The sequence below is a fragment of the Nonomuraea sp. NPDC048882 genome (assembly GCF_040649755.1).
In the GTDB taxonomy this organism is placed as follows: Bacteria; Actinomycetota; Actinomycetes; order Streptosporangiales; family Streptosporangiaceae; genus Nonomuraea; species Nonomuraea maheshkhaliensis.
The window spans coordinates 95,095-112,057 of record NZ_JBEZGB010000016.1 but is presented as its reverse complement, the minus strand read 5'-3'; the positions used below and the strand labels follow the sequence as shown (position 1 = coordinate 112,057).

The following is a 16,963-nucleotide window of genomic DNA, read 5'->3' as shown; positions in this document are numbered from 1 at the left end:
TCCGTTCTTGAAGAGGGCCGGGGCTAGCGGCGAGCCGCGGCCGGCCGCCGGGGGGCTCCCAGGCCGGTGGCGGTCTGGGCCAGCAACGCGCCCGACAGCAGGATCAGCCCGCCCACGATCTGGAACCCGCCCAGCCTCTCCCCCACCAGCGCCCAGGCCACCACCGCCCCGCCGACGACCTCCAGCGATGCCACGGTGACGGCCACGGCGGCCGACAGCCGCCGCACGGCGTTGACGCCCATGATGTACGCGATCACGGTCGCGACCAGCACCATCCACAGGTACGCCAGCAGCACGGGCAGCCGCTGGCCCCCGGCGGCGGGCGTGACGGACACCGTGAACGCCTCCCACGGCATCGCCCAGGGCCGCGCGAACGGGATCAGCACCACGGCCGCCCCCGTCATCCCCCAGGCGACGAGGCCGAGCGGATCCATCTCCGCCCCGAAGCCATCGTTCATCAGGAAATATCCGGCGGAGCACGCCGCCGCCAGCAGCCCCAGCACCAGACCGAGCGCGTCGAGCCGCACCTCCTGCCACACCTCGGCGACGATCCCGAGGCCCACGATCGCGACGACCGCCCCGGCGTACGCGGCGGGCGCCGGCCGGGCCCTGCGTACCAGCCGCACCCAGGCCACCACCATCACCGGCGCCAGGTAGACCAGGAGCAGCGCGATCCCCACCGGCAGGCGCGTGATCGCGGCGAAGTACAGGGACTGCACGCCGGCCACCGCCATGACCGCGTACAGACCGACGAACGCCACCCTGGAGCGCGGGATCCGCAGCGCCCGCGGCCTGACCACGGCCAGCACCGCCACGAGCAGCAGCCCCGCGCCCGCCATCCGCGCCCACACCGCCTCCATCGGCGCCAGTCCGGCGGCGTCGAGGTATTTGGCCATCGGCCCGGAGAAAGCGAAGCACCATGAGGACCCGAGCGCGAGCGCCAGCCCGGCGTACCGCACCCCCATCACCTGCCCTGACATCATGTCCAGCGACGCTGACACATCGGGCACCGGCCAAGCAATCGGATATCGCCGCCCTGGTCTTCAACGGTTCTCCGGTGGCCCCACGGCGCGTCTATGGTGGCTCGCCTGCTCGGCTCAGAGGTTCGTTCGCTCGGCGTAGGCGCTCAGGTGGCGGACGGCCGTACGCAGGTCGGCGGCGGCGGTCACGCAAGCGGCGTGGTGAGTGCGCACCGCCGCGCGCAGCCAAGGCGGCGCCGCGCCGGCCGCCTCCAAGGCCGCCTCGATCGCGCGCAGACGCTCGGCGCAGGCGGTGAGGATCTGCGCGTCCGCGCGCAGAACCTCGGCGTGGGCGGCGATCGCACTCTGTCCGGCGGTCATGGCGTCCTCTCAGGCGGTCGGCACGGGAACAGCGGCATCCCGGATCGTCTGGCGAGTGGCGGCCGACAGGCACAGCAGCGGGCGGGCGCCGTCGACCCCCAGCTCGCGCAGCCGCCGGGCCAGCGGATGGGCAGAGCAGGGTTCGACGGTCAGCCGCAACGATGGCGCGGGGTGCAGCCGGGCGATCCCCCACGCCCGTACGGACGAACGCAGCAGAGCACCGGCTTCTCCCGCGTAACCCACCAGGCCGGGATCGGACAAGGGCAGTCCGGCACCCAGCCTCCCCTCCAGCGTGAGGATCCCGTCGGCGACGACCAGCACCGACCGAACACTTGGCCCGCCACCGCGCCGCACGTCCAGGGTCGTCAGGTACGTCTCACCGCCCCACAGCCGGGGACCGAGCTCACGCACCATCGGAGTGTCGACCGCCGAGCCGAGCAGGAAATCGCCGGACCGGCGCAGCTCCGCCCTACGGAGCAAGCCTCCCCAGCCCGGCCAGACGGGCCGGCGCAGGGGGTGGCGGTGGCCTGGGCCGTGGACCGCGATGCCGATCTGCACCTCGCGGTGGCCGCCCACGCTGCTGTGCCGGTTCCAGGCGGCGTGCACGCCGGCCAGAGCCCGTCCCGCCACCAGCACGGGAACGAGACCGGTGCCCTCCAGCAGCCGCACCGCCACCGCCGGGCGGGCGGCGAAGTACGCGGTGAGGGCGGAGCCGTCCCGGCACCGGATCGGCAGGTCAGCGGGGGTGCCCGAGATCTCGACCGGGTGCGTGGGCACGGTCAGGAAGGGGAACTCCCCTGGGTCCGGTGGCCGGTCGAACAGCAGGTACGCCTGGGAGCGCACGACCGGCCCGTGGAAGGGCTTCAGCCGTTCGTCGATGTGCTCGCGTTCCTCGGGCAGGTCGTCGGCGAGGTTGGCCAGGTAGTGCTCGATGCCGTGGCAGAGCGGGAACAGGTGGGTGGAATCGGTGTAGTCGACGACGTACCAGCCGGGGTGCAGGTCGAAGCAGGTGCCGGCGCCCTGGCCGTCGAGGGTGGGGATGAGGTCGTGCTGGTTGGTGACGCTGGCCACCCAGGTCCCCGGGTCTGCGGGCCGTTTGAAGTCGACCGGCGAGCCGACGGCGATGGCGTGGGTGACGCGGTGGCGGGCGCAGAAGCCGGGGTCCTGTGCAAGGTTCATGATCGCCGCCCCGCCCGCGCTGTGCCCGACGAGCGCGAGCTCGGCGTCCGGGGGCAGCCCGTAGTCGGCGACCGCTTCGGCCAGGGCGCGGCTGTAGGGGCTGCTATCCAGGACGGCGCTGCTGAACGCGCCGAGCAGGTCCTGGGGCGAACGCCCGTCGGGGCGTCCCACCCGCATGCCGGGCGCCTGGAGGAGGTGGCGGATCACTCCGTCAGGGCCTTCGACGCTCTGGATGAGGGCCCGCCCGGTGGTGCCGATCGTGGCGATGTTGCCCAGAACGCCCAGCAGCGACCCCCGCGTGCTCAGCCGGGCCGACTCGTCCGGGGTCAGCTCGGTCCGGCGGGCGGCTCCTTCGCCGAGGTCGAGGAGGGCGACGGCCCTGTTGCTCAGGCCCATGACGGGGTCGGCGGTGGCGAAGCCTCTCCCGGTGGCGATCAGCCAGGCGGTGGCGTCGTTGAGCGGGTTCTCGTCCAGCAACGCCCGCAGCGCGAGCACCTCGCCGAAGACGGGGGCCAGGAGACTGAGCGCCCGCACCGCACCGCGGTCTTTGAGCAGGGCACGCAGCGCACGTACGGCCTCCAGGTCCCGATCCGATGCGGCGGCCTCGATGAGCCGGGCCGCCAAGGGGTCCTCGGCCAGTTCTGGGTGATCGATGGCCACGGCGGCCACCCGCAGCCGCAACGAGGTGGCCAGCACTCGAACGGCCAGGCTCTCGGCCCCTAACATCCCCCCGACCTTGGCGACCAAAGTGATGAGCATGGTGCCGCCGGTCGGGGCGGTGACCGGCGCGGCTCCGGTAGGCGGCGTGGTGGTGCGGGTGCTGGTGAGGGCGTATCCGAGGCCCTGCCTGTGCGTGGCAGCCCGCAGCAGCGCCCGGTAGGCGGAGCGGCCCGCAGTGGGGACGTGCGGCAGGGCGCGGAGCAGCGCGACGTCGGTGAGGGCGGCGGTGGTGTGCGCCGCCGCGTCCTGGATGTCGATCGCGATGTCCACGAGCTCGCGCGAGGCGGCGCGCAACGACCCCGCCGGGTCACCGCCGTCATTCGTGGCGGAACACGGTGCTTCGTCGCCGCTGTTCATGGGCGTGGCTGCTGGGACATGCTGACGAAGCGTGGGGCCGGGTCCTCCGGGGTGTTGCGGCGGACCACGTCGGCGAGGCTGCGGGTGGCGGCGATGACGCGGATGCCGTACGGGGAGAAGGTGGCGGCGTTGAAGACGCGCGGGGCCAGGAGCGGGTTGGTGAGGGCCTGGGAGAAGGCGTCGATGGCAATGATCTTGGTGAGGAGCGGGGGCAGGATGGCGTCGGGTGACCCGGGTTCCTCGGCGAAGAGGCCGACGTACAGGTCGATGTCGTCCACGTCGCGATAAAGCTCCCGCAACGCACCACTGACCCGCCGATCACCGGTGATGTGCTCGAAGCGGCGCACCGCCGGGAAGCGGCAGTGCCGGCGGTAGCTGTTGTACGGGGCCAGCCCGAGCGCCCTGGACTCGGCGATGCTGGCCGTCTCGATCGGGTGCAGGACGGGGTCGGTGTTGAACAGGCCGATGCGCCCGGCCCGCTGGGCGGAGGCGTCCTCGAAGAGGCGGGCCAGGCCGGCCGGCGGGATCAGCGGCCCGGCCAGCAGGGTCTCGGCCATCGGCAGCTCGCGCCCGCCCACCGACAGCCGCGACGGGATCAGGCTGTGCCAGCGGTAGACGAGGTTGAACTCCACCGACGCCCAGTTCTCGCGGTGCCACGGCGCGCGGGCCAGCGCCGCCGACAGCCGGGGGTCCAGGGTGAAGCGGAAGTGGTAGGGGGTGATGTGGTTGATGTACTCCTCGACGACCAGTTTGATCAGCAGCACGATGAGGACGTTGCGGGCCGTCTGGAAAAGCCGTTCGTCGTCCCAGCGCGGATGGCGCCGGGCCAGCAGCCGGGCGACCCGGTTGTGCTCGCGCAGGAACAGCACCGTGAGCATGGTGAAGCCGATCTGGATGTTGCCCCGGTCGCTGCCGGTGGCGAACAGGGTGTCGCGTTGGGCGTCGGTGAGTTCGTCGAACTGGATGACGCTCAGCGGGGCGAACTCCGGTTTGATCTTGCCGTGTTCGCACAGGTAGGGCGGGAACTCGCCGCCGTCGATGAGCTGGCTCTTGAGCAGCCCGCCTTCCAGCGTGCGCAGCGCGGTGGTGGCCGCCGCGTTGAGTCCGTACACCTGGTTCAGGTCGATGTGGTGGTTGGAGCTGTTCTTGCGCGGGTCGCGCGGCACGTTGGCGTCGCTGCGCAGGAACCCGTCGGTGAACCATTGGGCGAAGTACGCGAACAGCACCGTGGAGCGCCGGCACGGGATCATGGACTCGCCGCGGGCGAACAGGCCGGCCGCGACCTCGGGGGCGGGCAGGCGATCCTCGTCGGCGTTTACCGGCGGCAGGTGTCTGCCGCTGTAGGTGCGGTCGGTGAGCGAGGCCCATGAGGTGTAGTCGGCCATCGTGCTCAGCGGCTCCGGTCGCGGCGGCATCTCGCGGACCGCGTGGTCGATCAGCGTGGCGTTGAGCCGGCGGCGTACCGGCGGGCACTTCTGCACCAGGTCCCAGAACGGCCGGCCGTTGGTCAGGGCGAGGAATCTGAGCCGGTTCGCCAGGCCGTCCGTGGAGATGCCGCGCGCGCTTGCCGGATCTTCCAGCGTCATCGGTCCTCCCCCGTTTCGACGCCGGTTCCGAGGACGAACGAGTCGGGGAAGATGCCCAGGGAACGCTCGACCCGGCCTCGCGGTGGCGGCAGCAGGCGTACGCCGGGGCGCAGCAGCAGGCGGCGTACGGTCTCGGCGATCACGGGGCCGGCCACGTGCACGCCGAGGCACGCGTGGTGGCCCGAGCCGAAGAACAGCCGGTGGTGGCGGGGACGGCCGAGGCGGAACTCCTCGGGCCGCGGCACCACGTCCGCGTCGAACATCGCCGAGGCCGGCGCCGCGAGCACGAACGTGCCCGCAGGGATCATCGTGCTGCGCGGGGTGCCGGCGGCCAGGACGTGATCGCGCTCGCAGATCCGGGGAATCAGCTTGAAGAACGGGCTGAACCGCAGCGCCTCCCACACGTACGGGTCGAACCGTTCGGGGTCGGGGGCGGCGGCCACGGCCCGCGCGAGCACGTCGGGGCGCAGCAGGAGCTGTTCGACCGCTTCCACCATGGCCCCCGGCGCGCTCTCCACGAAGCCCAGCGGCATGCCCGCCATGTTGGTCACGACGCGTTCGTCGGTCAGGCCGGCGGGCAGGGACGAGCGGACCAGGCGGGTGAAGACGTCGTCGGCCAGGTCGCGTCCGGCCTCCAGGTCGGCCCGGTGCCGGGCGAGGCGGTCGCGCAGGTAGGCGATCAGTTCGGCGCCCGCCTGCTCGGACGCGGCCCGCATCGCCGGGTCGCCGAGGAAGTTGGCGAAGCCGTCGGCGACGATGGCGCGCGTCCATCGTGACAGGGTGGCCGGGTCCGGGCCGGGGACGCCGAAGTAGCGTGCGCACACGCCGAGGGCGACGGGACGGAACAACGCGCCGACCGCCTCCACGCCCCCGTCCGGATCCCTGCCTGGGAGGGCCGCGTCGAGGAGGTCGTCGGCGAGGTGGCCGGTCAGCTCGCGCACGCGGGCCGCGTCGCCCGGGTCGAGGATGGCCTGCATCAGGCCCTTCTCCCGCCAGTTCATCGGCGTGGCGTCCCGGCCCAGCATGAACGGCGCGCCGAGGGCGGCGTCGAGGCGTGGGCCGAACGCGCGCACCGAGAAGACCTCCTCGTGGCCGAGCACCTCGGTGACGTCGGCGAAGCGGGTCACGACCGTGAAGGCGGGGGTGACGAAGACGGGCCGCCGCTCGCGCAGCTCGGCGAACAGGTTGCGCCAGTCGGTCCGCATCCACTCCCTGACCAGCCCGAACGCCGCCATCGGGTCATGGGCCAGAGCCTGCTCGTACGCCTCCAGGTAGCCGCCCGTGGTCGTCTGTTCGACAGCACCCATTGCGCAGACCTCCACCGATACCGGAACGAACAGACATGATCACACTGTGCATTCACAATCTAAGGAGGGCGCCCGGCTTTCCTTCATGGCTACGGCGCGCATTGTTTTGCCTCCCGAGAGTAACTGATCCGTCACTGCCGGGACATTGCCGTGCTCCGGGGGGCTGCCCCTTCAATAGGGGCCTCATCTCTTGTCGCACCCGTGGGGGGAACGTGACGTCACCCATGCCGGGCCGGGCGGAGGCGGGCGGGGCGGAGACGGTGCCGGTCACCACCGGCCGCCGCGCGGCCTACCTGGTCGTCCTGATCGTGCTGCCCGTGCTGCTGCCGGTGCTCGCGATCCCGGCCGCCTGGGGCTGGGGCGTGGGCCCGCGTGACCTGGTCATCGCGGTCGTGATGTACCTGGTGAGCATCTTCGGGATCGCCATCGGCTACCACCGGCTGTTCACCCACCGCGCGTTCAAGGCGAACCGGCCGCTGCGGCTGGCGCTCATGCTGGCCGGCGGGATGGCCGTGGAGGGCTCGGTGACGCTGTGGGCCGCCGAGCACCGCCGCCACCACAAGTACGCCGACCGCGAGGGCGACCCGCACTCGCCGTGGCGTTACGGCGACAGCGGCCTGGCGCTGCTGCGCGGCATGCTGCACGCGCACATCGGCTGGTTCTACACGGCCCGCCGCCGCTCCAGCCGCGCGCACTGGGTGCCCGACCTGCTGGCCGACCCCGACGTGCGGCGCTTCGACGCCGCCTATCCGCTGGTCGTGCTGCTGTCGTTCGCGCTGCCCGCCGCCGCGGGCGGGCTGTGGTCGATGTCGTGGGCGGGCGCGTGGAGCGCGTTCGTGTGGGGCGGTCTGGTGCGGTACGCCGTGGTGCACCACGTCACCTGGTCGGTGAACTCGATCGCCCACACCTTCGGCGAGCGCCCGTTCCGTACCAGGGACCGCTCGTCCAACGTGCGGTGGGTGGCGATGCTGACGCTCGGCGAGGGCTGGCACAACTGGCACCACGTGGAGCCCGCGTGCGCCCGCCACGGCGTGCTCAAGGGCCAGCTCGACCCGAGCGCGCGGCTGATCCGCTGGTTCGAGCGGGCGGGCTGGGCCCACGACGTGCGCTGGCCCCGCGCCGACCGCCTGACCGGCCGCCTGGCCGCCCGGACCACTGATCCTGCGCAAGGCCGGGTCGCCGACCGAGGCGCGGGCCCTCCGTCCTGAAACCGTCGCGGTCCCCCGCCTCAAATCTCATCGTCCCCCCGGCCATGGAGCTCGCATGGAACGAACGGTTCTCGCCGCGATCGCGGAGCGTCCCGACGCCGACACGGCGCTCGCCGAGCAGGTCCGCCGCGTCGGCGCGGCGATGGGCCGGCTCGGCGTGCAGCTGCGCTGGACCTACCGGGTCCAGGACGCGCTGGCGGTGATCGGCTCGGACGCCTCGCTCGCCGGGATGCTGGCCGACTGGGACGCGCCGGGCGCCGAGCGGAGCCTGGAGGCGGTCCTGCGGCGCTTCCGCGGCCTGCCGGTCTTCCTCATGACCGCCGAGCAGGAGCTCCCCCTGTGGGTGTACGAGGTCATCCAGGGCTTCGTCTTCCCGCTGGAGGACACGCCCGACTTCATCGCCGGGCGCATCGTGCACGCCACCGAGGAGTACGCCGACCGCATCCTGCCGCCGTTCTTCCGCGCGCTGCGCGACCTCCAGGACCACCACCAGTACTCCTGGCACACCCCTGCGCACGCGGGCGGGGTCGCGTTCCTGAAGTCCCCCGTCGGGCGGGCGTTCTTCGACTTCTACGGCGAGCGCCTGCTACGTACCGATCTGTCCATCTCCGTCCCCGAGCTCGGCTCGCCGCTGGAGCACACCGGCCCGGTCGGGGAGGCCGAACGCAACGCCGCCCGCGTGTTCGGCGCCGACCGCACCTTCTTCGTGATGAACGGCAACGCCACCGCCAACCGCGTCGTCGGCCATCACGCGGTCGCCCGCGACGAGACCGCCCTGGTCGACCGCAACTGCCACAAGTCGCTCCAGCACGCGATGACGATCAGCGGCGCCCGCCCGCTCTACCTGGTGCCCGAGCGCAACGGCCTGGGCCTGGCCGGTCCCATCCAACCTGCGGCGCTCGATCCGGCCAGGCTGCGTGCCCGGCTGGCCCGCCATCCCCTCTCCGGGACCGACCCGGTCTACGCCGTGATCACCAACTCCACCTACGACGGGCTCTGCTACGACGCCGTACGGGTCGCGGAGCTGCTCGGCGAGAGCGTTCCCCGGGTGCACTTCGACGAGGCGTGGTTCGCCTACGCCCGGTTCCACCCGCTGTACGCCCGCCGCTACGGCATGGCCGTGGACGAGGAGACGCTGCCGGGGCCGGGCCGTCCCACGGTGTTCGCCACCCAGTCCACGCACAAGCTGCTGGCGGCGCTGTCGCAGTCGGCGATGCTGCACGTCAGGCCGGCCGAGCGGGCGCCGGTGGACTACGAGCGGCTCAACGCTACGTACCTAATGCACTGCTCCACCTCGCCGCTCTACCCGATGATCGCCTCCCTGGACGTGGCGGCGGGCATGATGGACGGGCCGTCGGGGCCGTACCTGGTGGGCGAGGCCGTCACGGAGGCGGTGCGCTTCCGCCAGGCCATGGTGCGGCTGGCCGGGCGCATCAGGGAGGACGGGCGGCGGCCCGACTGGTACTTCGGCGTCTGGCAGCCCTCGCACGTCACCGACCCCGTCACCGGCCGGGCGGTGCCGTTCGCCGAGGCCGACCCGGTCCGGCTGGCCACGGATCCGGCCTGCTGGGTGCTGGAGCCCGGCGCCGCCTGGCACGGCTTCGAAGGGCTGAGCGACGGCTACTGCCTGCTCGACCCCGTGAAGGTGACCATCGTCTGCCCGGGGGCCGACGCGGTGGCGGGCACACTCGGCTGGGGCATCCCCGCCCGGATCGTCGCCGCCTACTTGCGGCGGCGCGGCATCGTGGTGGAGAAGACCGGCGACCACACGCTGCTGGTGCTCTTCTCCATGGGCATCACGAAGGGCAAGTGGGGCACGCTGATCGATGCGCTCACCGACTTCAAGCGCGCCTACGACGACGACCTGCCGCTGGCCGAGGTGCTGCCGGGCTTCGGCCCGCCGGCGACCACGCTGCGCCGCTTCTGCACCGACGTGCACGAGCGGCTGCGCGCGCTCGGGCTCGGCGAGCTGGTCAACGCGATCTTCACCGACCTGCCGGAGCCGGTGCGCACCCCGGCCGAGAGCTATCAGGCGCTGATCCGCTCGCGTACGGAGCGCGTGCCGCTCGACCGCCTGGCCGGCAGCGTGTGCGCCGCCATCGTCGTCGTCACACCGCCGGGCATCCCCATGCTGATGCCCGGCGAGGCGGCCGGGCCCGCCGACGGGCCGCTGATCACGTACCTGCGGGCGTTGGAGGAGTTCGACCGCTGCTTCCCCGACCTCGCCACCGACATTCACGGCGCGCACCGCGACGGCGAGGGCCGCTATCACATCGAGGTCGAGGCCGGTTGAAACGGGTTCACCAAGTGAGGTGCGGGCGGATGCGGTTCAGGGCCTCGGCCGGATCGGGGCAGGCGGTGAAGGCGGCGGCGAGCAGGAGGCGGGCCTTGGGTGCGGTGAGCGAGCCGGCGAACACGGCGCCCGCCTCGGCGAGGGTCGCTCCCCCGCCGGAGCCGTAGACGGGCACGGCCGGTCCCTGGCGGCAGCGCGAGGTGACGAGGACGGGAACGCCCGCCGCGAGACAGACGCGCAGCTCGCGCAGCAGCCCGGGCGTCGGGTTGCCCGCGCCCAGGGCCTCCAGCACCAGGCCGCGGGCGCCGGCCGCGCGCGACGCGGCGACGTGCACGCCGTCCGCTCCGGCGTACGCGGGCACGATGTCCACCCGGGCGTCGAGGGTGCCGAGTTCGTCCAGGTCGAACCCGGCGGGGCGGACGGGCCGGGCGGCCACGTGCACGTGCGAGCCGTGCACGTGGCCGATCGGGCCGTGACCTGGGCTGCCGAACGCCTCCGGCGACCGGGTGTGGACCTTGGTGGCGTGCCGGGCCGCGTGCACCTGCCCGGCCATGACGACGACGGCTCCGAGACCCGGACCGGCGCAGGCGGCCACGCCCAGGGCGTCGGCGAGGTTCCTGGGGCCGTCGCCGTCGGGTTCGCCGGCGTGCCGCTGCGCTCCGGTGAACACCACCGTCGGGCCGGCCCCCAGCACCAGGTCCGTCAGGTACGCGGTCTCCTCCATGGTGTCGGTGCCGTGGGTGACGACGATCCCGTCCACCTCGGGGTCGCGGGCCGCGGCGCGGACGCGGGCGGCGATGCGTACCATCTGGCCGAGGGTGAGGTTGAAGCTGTGGACCAGCATCGCCTCCTCCACCTCGACCGTCATATCCGGATTTGTCGGGTCAACGAGAGTGCTGCCGGGGACGGCGACGCTGACCGTTCCGTGCGGGCCGGGCCGGGAGGCGATGGTGCCGCCGGTGGTGATGACGCGCACGCGCGGGCCGCCCGCCTTGGTGCGGGGTCGTGACGTGCTCATATGGCCGGCGCATCCTCGGGAGCGCGGGCCGCGAGGCGGCGGGCCGCGCGCCGGACGAGCAGGTAGTAGAGCCCGCCGGCCACCAGGCCGCCCGAGAGCCAGGAGAAGTCGGTGTCGTTCAGCAGCCGCGCGATGGGCCCGCGCGTCGCGGGCACCATGCCGAACTGCCAGCTCCACGCCGCCACCAGACCGACGCCGAGGCTGATCATCGCGCTGCGGTTCACCGGCCCGTACGGCGAGGCGTCGTCACGGTACAGGGACGGCAGGTCGATCCGGCCCTTGCGGAGCACGAAGAAGTCGACCAGGACGATGCTCGCCCACGGGGCGATCCACACGAGGATGGACACCATCCAGTGGTCGAACGCCTGGGCGAAGTCGTCGGCCCGCAGGAACACCGCCAGCACCCCCGAGGCCACCAGCCCGGCGCCCAGGGTGAGCTTCCACCGGGCGACCTTGATGCCGACGGACAGGGCGGCCAGCGAGCAGGAGTAGAGGTTGAGGATGTTCGTGGCGACCGGCCCGTGCATGATCAGCAGCAGGACGGGCACCGCCATGACGCCGAACAGGCCGGTCACCAGGCTCGACGGGTCGGCGGTGCCGCCTCCGCCGGCGAGGTAGGCGCCGAGCGCGGCCAGCCACACGGTGGGCACGTACATGCCGAGTGCGGTGGCCCAGAACACCCGCCTGCCGGGCGTGCCGGGGCGGACGAAGCGGCTGTAGTCGGCGGAGTACGGCAGCCAGCTGATCCCCCAGCCGATGCCGATCGCGGTGAGCAGCTGGGTGACGGCGGTGACCTTGTCGGCGGAGGTCACCGCGGTGGCGGCCGTCCAGTCGGGGTCGGTCTGCGCCACCGCGAGCACGGTCATGACCGCCATGAGTACCACGGTCGCCGGCACGGTGTACTTTTCGAACGTACGGATGGCGTAGAAGCCGTAGAGCGCCAGGAACAGCTGCACGGCCATGATGACCCCGGCCACCAGATACTTCAGCCCGAGGCCGCCGTGCACGCCCAGCTGCGCGAGGATCGCGAGCACCAGGTCCAGCACGACCCAGGTGTTGACCCCGACCCAGCCCATCGTCAGCAGCCCCTGCACGACGCCCGGGACGATCGCGCCCCTGCGGCCGAAGGCGCCGCGCCCGAGCACCATCTGATTGACGCCGGTACGGTGCCCCATCAGGTTGAACAGGCCGAACACCGCGCACCCGACGAGGTTGCCGGCGGCCACCACGACGATGGTCTCCACCAGGCTGAGGCCCGGGGTGATGCCGAGTGCGCCGAGCACCCAGTTGATCGGCGCGATGTTGGCGCCCGTCCAGATCCAGAACTGCTGCCAGGGGGTGGAGTCGCGGGCCGCCGCCGGGATCGGCTCGATGCCGTGGTCGTCGAACGGCACGGCCTCCGGCTCCGGCTCTATGCCGGCTGGGCCCGCGGTGACAGGGATGGGGCTGGATGACATGGGTGCCTCCTCGTCGTGTGATAGGCACCACGTAAACATTCGCCTGGCCGGGGTAGAGAGTGGAGAAACCTCTAGCGATCGGGCCAGAAGGTGTCTAGATTCACACCATGTTCACGCTCAACGCACTGGTGAGCGACGCGGCGCTCGAACTCACCGTGCTCGTTCCGGGACCGGCGGGCGCGCTGGAGGCGCCGGTGGCCTGGGTGCACAACACCGAGCTGCCCGACCCCTCGGCGTACGTCCAGGAGAAGGAGCTCGTGCTGACCAACGGGCTGTGGCTCGGTCAGGTGACGGCGGCCGAGTTCGTGGCGAACGTGCGGCGCGCCAGGGCGGCCGGGATCGTGTTCGGCCTGCGGGCCGAGATGCCGCGCACCCCGCAGGAGCTCGTCGCTGCGTGCGCGGAGGCGGGGCTGCCGCTGCTGGAGATCTCCCCGGCAGTGCCGTTCACCGCGATCTCGCACGCGGCCTCCGCGATCTACACCGACCAGCGCCAGCGCGGCCTCATCGGCATGGTGCGCCGCGGCGACGCGCTGGCCACGGCGATCTCGCGCGGAGCGGGCGCGTCCGGCGTGCTGCGCGTGCTGACGAAGGACCACGACCTGCCCTTGGCGGTGGTCGACCGGATGGGCCGGCTGCTCGCGACGACCGGCGCGCAGCTCGACGAGGAGCAGTTGCGCACCGTGGCCGCGGGGCTGTCGCGGCGCCCCCCGGCGCTGGAGCTCGATCTGGGCACGGGCCTGGCGGCCCTGTATCCCGTGGGCGCGGTGGGCGACATCGACGCGGCGCTCGTCTGCCTGCGCCCGCTGTTCGGCCTGGCCCCCGCCGAGCACGAGGCGCTGGAGCAGGCCGCCAGGTTCCTCAGCCTGGAGGTGGCCAAGCAGCAGGCGGTCCAGGCCATCGAGATGCGCTTCGCCGGCGAGCTGCTGGAGATGGTGCTGTCCGGCGGGCGCGCGACGGAGGTGGCCGAGCGGCTGCGGGCGTTCGGGGTGAACCCGGCGGGGCCGCTGACGGTCTGCGCCGTCGCACTCGCCGGGGACGAGACGAGCACGCCGCACGGGCTCGCGCAGGTCATCGGCGACTTCCTCGCCTCCGAGGGGGTGCCGGCGGTCGTGGCGGGCGGCACTCAGGACGTCGTCACGGTGCTGGCCTGGAACCGGCCGGAGCCCGAGCTGTCGCTGCTGGCCGGGCGGCTGGTCAAGGCCGTGGACAAGCGGTTTCCCGGACGGCGGGCGGTCGCCGGGCTGGGCGGCCTGGCGCCGCACTCGGCCGAGCTGCGCCGGCCTCTGATGCGGTCGAGGGAGGCGTGCCGGGTGCTGCGGCGCAGCCCCGGCGGGCCGGCCGTGCGCGGGTTCGCCGAGCTCGGCACGCACCGGCTGCTGCTCGGGCTGGTCGACCAGGACACGCTACGGGCGTTCTCCCACGACCTGCTGGCGTCCCTGCGCAGGCACGACGCGCGGCGCGGCAGCGAGCTCGAACGGACGGTACGCGCCTTCCTCGACCACGACGGGCAGTGGGCGACGACCGCGGCCGCCCTGCACATCCACGTCAACACACTGCGCAACCGGCTGGCCAAGGCGGCCGAGCTGACCGGCAGGGATGTCAACCGCACCGAGGATCGGGTGGACCTGTTCCTGGCGCTCGCCATCGACGCCATGGCGTGAGCGGCGGCCGGCCACGAGACCTCACAAGCGGCGGCCGCCGGGCCATCCGGCCGCCGGCCGGGAACCGCTCAGGCGGCGGTCAGGCGGGGTAGACGTCCGGGTCGGCCTGCGGCGGGCGGGGCCGGCGGGTGGGCAGCTCCGGGTCCACCGCCGCCGCCTCGGCCACCTCCCGGCAGCGGGCGAAGCGCACGTCCCCGCATTCGAGCGCGTACTCGATGAACCGGCGCAGCGCCTCGGCCCGGCCGGGCCGCCCCGACAGGAAGGGGTGCACGCACAGGTTGAACAGGCACCGGTAGCGCCGCATCCCGTCCAGCTCGGCCCGCCACAGCTCCAGCACCTTCGCCGGCGACTCGATGACCGAGCCGACGTGCGGCGCCGGCAGGAAGGCGTACTGCTCCCAGTCGTCGAGCGACCAGTGCACGGGCAACTCGACGATGTCACCGGGACCCGCCGCGATCCGGTAGGGACGGTCGTCGCCCATCAGCGAGGAGTCGTAGCGCAGGCCGTGCTCGGCGACGAGGTCCGCGGTCTGCCACGACGCCTCCCACCCGGCCGCCCGGTGCCCGGCGATCTCGATGCCCTGGGCGACGAAGACCGCCAGCCCGCGCTCGAAGTCGGCGCGTTCCTCGGCCGGGGTCATCGAGGTGGCCGGCCGGTGGCTGTAGGAGTGGTGCGCCACCTCGTGCCCGCGTTCGGCGATGGACGCGGCCAGTCCCGGCCGGTGCTCTGCCACCCAGCCGGGCACGAAGAACGTGGCGGGGACGCCTAGATCATCCAGGATGCCCAGGATGCGGGGCAGGCCCACGTCGGGTCCGTACGCCTGGTGCGACATCGTGCTCGCGTGCCCGGCGTAGTGGCGCCCCTGGGCCAGGACCGGCGTCTCGGCGTCCACGTCGAACGTGAGCGTCGCGACCGCCGCGGCGTCCCGATGCCAGTTGGTGGTCACACCGACCGCCTGCCTTTCCACTCAGATCCTGGCCGCTCAGATCCTGGCCGCCTGCCGCCACAGGGCGGCGTTGCCCAGGGTGGCCATGGGCTGCAGCATCATATGGTCGAACTCCGCCAGTGGCCGTCCCTGGTGCAGGCGGCGCGGCAGGTCGGGGTTGGCCAGCGCGCCCCGTCCCACGGACAGCAGGTCGGCGTGGCCGTCGGAGAGCACCTGGGCCGCCCTGGCGAGGTCGTGCATGCCGCCGTTCGCGATGACGGGCAGGCCGGTCACCTGGCGGGCCAGGCCGGTGATGGTGGCGCCGCCGTCCAGGCGGGCGGTCTCGATCCAGTCGCGTCCCTCGCTGGCGATGTGCAGGTAACTCGCGCCCGCCTCGGCCAGTGCCGCGAAGATGACCTTCGCGTCGTGGCTGCCGCCCGGCCAGCGGTACGTGAAGTCGTTCACCTTGGTCTGCGAGAGCCGGATGCCGACGCAGAAATCCGCACCCACCTCGGCCCGGATCGCGGCCACCACTTCGGCGGCGAGACGGACCCGGCCGGACACCGGGCCGCCGTAGGAGTCGTCGCGCAGGTTGGTGTAGTCGGTGAGGAACTGGTCCACCAGGTAGCCGTTGGCGCCGTGCACCTCGACACCGTCGAACCCCGCCTGCCGGGCGCGCACCGCCGACCGCACGAAGCCGTCCACCGCCGTCTCGATGTCGGCCGGGGTCATCGCCTTGGGCGCCGGCCACTTTCCGCTGCCACCGTACTCGGGCATCTTCTCGCCGCGCGGGAGCACGGCCGACGGGCCCGCCGTGTCGTCGCGGTAGCGGTTGCCCTGGGACAGGGCGCCGGCGTGCATGAGCTGCATGACGAACCGCGACCCGGCGGCGTGCACCCGTTCGGTGATCTCGCGCCAGGCTTCGGCGTGCTCGCCGGAGACGATGCCGGGCTGGTTGAGGTAGCCCTGGCTGTGGACGGTGTCGGTGTAGGTGCCCTCGCTGATCAGCAGGCCGAAACCGCCCTCGGCGTACGCGGCGTAGTAGTCGGCCATCTCGGGCGTCGGCGTGCCGTCGGGCGCCGCCGAGACCCTGGTCATGGGCGAGACGGCGAGGCGGTTGGCCAGCGTGAGCCCGCCGATCCGCTCGGGGCGCAGGGCCGGATGGCCGGTGACGATGTCGTTCATGAAAGTTCGCTTCCTCTCAGAGATGCTGGGCGTCAGGACCGCAGGTCGATGGCCAGCGACGTCGGCGCGCCGCCGTTGATCTCCACGAGGTCCTGCGGGCAGGCGGACACCACGACCACGCAGTCCGTGACCGCCTGGAAGGTGATCGCGTCTCCCGGGCGGCTGGCCGACGGCAGCCAGCGCAACCGCCCGTCGTCCTGCACGGGGATGCGCATGAACACGTTCACGGGCTGCGGCGTGAACGGAACGGACAGCCCCGTTTCGGCCAGGGCCCGCTTCAGGTTGTCCGCGCACGAGGCGTGCGCGCCCGCTCCCAGAGCGGCGTAGCGGGCCGGGTCGCAGGCCGGGATCAGCATGTCGTGCCAGCCGGGAGACGTGTCGGCGACCAGGGTGAGGACGGGGCGGCGGCGGTCGGTGACGAACTGCTGCCCCACCTCGGGAAAGAGCCGGTTCGTGGCGCCGCGGGTGTGCGCGGCGCTCAGGTGCTCGGGCGCTGCTCCGGCCCCCTCTGGTGCGGGGACGAAGGCGAAGACGTCGCCGACCTGGCCGCCCTCCAGATCGACGACGCTGACGCGCTGCCCGGCCGCGACCCGCACGGCGCGGCCTTCACGGGCGGGTACGACCGTGCGTCCTTCGGTGGTCATGGATCTCATGACCCCAGAGAACCATCCCCCGTCCTCGCCTGACTATGGATGTTCATCCAGCGTATGGAGCTCTTGATGGAGCT

General features: G+C 72.7%; 13 protein-coding genes. 3 read left to right on the top strand and 10 right to left on the bottom strand.

Annotation, left to right across the window (positions count from 1 at the left end; translation table 11 throughout):
* Window positions 1-23: 23 nt before the first annotated feature.
* From AB0C27_RS42970 to AB0C27_RS42950, 5 genes are all read right to left on the bottom strand, one after another.
* Window positions 24-983: an EamA family transporter gene (locus tag AB0C27_RS42970; protein ID WP_357857397.1), complete on the bottom strand. Its 960-nt coding sequence runs from the start codon at window positions 981-983 to the stop codon at window positions 24-26.
* A 114-nt stretch (window positions 984-1,097) separates the two neighbouring features.
* Window positions 1,098-1,340 (bottom strand): hypothetical protein, encoded by a 243-nt coding sequence (locus AB0C27_RS42965; RefSeq protein ID WP_357857394.1) that lies wholly within the window; start codon window positions 1,338-1,340, stop codon window positions 1,098-1,100.
* 9 nt (window positions 1,341-1,349) lie between these two features.
* Window positions 1,350-3,596 (bottom strand): hypothetical protein, encoded by a 2,247-nt coding sequence (locus AB0C27_RS42960; protein WP_357857391.1) that lies wholly within the window; start codon window positions 3,594-3,596, stop codon window positions 1,350-1,352.
* Window positions 3,593-5,182, bottom strand: coding sequence for a peroxidase family protein (locus AB0C27_RS42955; RefSeq protein ID WP_357857388.1), 1,590 nt, complete (start codon window positions 5,180-5,182; stop codon window positions 3,593-3,595). Before AB0C27_RS42955 ends, AB0C27_RS42960 begins: the two co-directional genes overlap by 4 nt.
* A complete protein-coding gene (locus AB0C27_RS42950; RefSeq protein ID WP_357857385.1) occupies window positions 5,179-6,489 on the bottom strand; it encodes a cytochrome P450 in 1,311 nt (436 codons plus the stop codon). Before AB0C27_RS42950 ends, AB0C27_RS42955 begins: the two co-directional genes overlap by 4 nt.
* 212 nt (window positions 6,490-6,701) lie before the next feature.
* Between AB0C27_RS42950 and AB0C27_RS42945 the strand changes: the two genes are divergently transcribed.
* Complete coding sequence (locus AB0C27_RS42945) at window positions 6,702-7,697, top strand: acyl-CoA desaturase (RefSeq protein ID WP_357857382.1); 996 nt, start codon at window positions 6,702-6,704, stop codon at window positions 7,695-7,697.
* Window positions 7,698-7,752: 55 nt separating this feature from the next.
* A complete protein-coding gene (locus AB0C27_RS42940; protein ID WP_357857379.1) occupies window positions 7,753-9,990 on the top strand; it encodes an Orn/Lys/Arg decarboxylase N-terminal domain-containing protein in 2,238 nt (745 codons plus the stop codon).
* Window positions 9,991-9,997: 7 nt separating this feature from the next.
* Here the strand turns inward: AB0C27_RS42940 and AB0C27_RS42935 are convergent, their stop codons facing one another.
* Window positions 9,998-11,008 (bottom strand): asparaginase, encoded by a 1,011-nt coding sequence (locus AB0C27_RS42935; protein ID WP_357857376.1) that lies wholly within the window; start codon window positions 11,006-11,008, stop codon window positions 9,998-10,000.
* Complete coding sequence (locus AB0C27_RS42930) at window positions 11,005-12,465, bottom strand: cytosine permease (protein WP_357857374.1); 1,461 nt, start codon at window positions 12,463-12,465, stop codon at window positions 11,005-11,007. Before AB0C27_RS42930 ends, AB0C27_RS42935 begins: the two co-directional genes overlap by 4 nt.
* Window positions 12,466-12,572: 107 nt before the next feature.
* On the opposite strand from AB0C27_RS42930, the gene AB0C27_RS42925 reads away from it, so the two are divergent.
* On the top strand, window positions 12,573-14,126 hold the full coding sequence (locus tag AB0C27_RS42925) for a PucR family transcriptional regulator ligand-binding domain-containing protein (RefSeq protein ID WP_357857371.1): 1,554 nt from the start codon (window positions 12,573-12,575) through the stop codon (window positions 14,124-14,126).
* Window positions 14,127-14,205: 79 nt separating this feature from the next.
* Here the strand turns inward: AB0C27_RS42925 and AB0C27_RS42920 are convergent, their stop codons facing one another.
* The 3 genes from AB0C27_RS42920 to AB0C27_RS42910 are packed head-to-tail and all read right to left on the bottom strand — an operon-like array spanning window position 14,206 to window position 16,880.
* Window positions 14,206-15,072, bottom strand: a complete 867-nt coding sequence (locus AB0C27_RS42920) for a polysaccharide deacetylase (protein ID WP_357857368.1) — start codon at window positions 15,070-15,072, stop codon at window positions 14,206-14,208.
* Between the two features lie 36 nt (window positions 15,073-15,108).
* On the bottom strand, window positions 15,109-16,236 hold the full coding sequence (locus tag AB0C27_RS42915) for an NADH:flavin oxidoreductase (RefSeq protein WP_357857365.1): 1,128 nt from the start codon (window positions 16,234-16,236) through the stop codon (window positions 15,109-15,111).
* 32 nt (window positions 16,237-16,268) lie between these two features.
* On the bottom strand, window positions 16,269-16,880 hold the full coding sequence (locus AB0C27_RS42910; protein ID WP_357857362.1) for an urea carboxylase-associated family protein: 612 nt from the start codon (window positions 16,878-16,880) through the stop codon (window positions 16,269-16,271).
* Window positions 16,881-16,963: the final 83 nt, after the last annotated feature.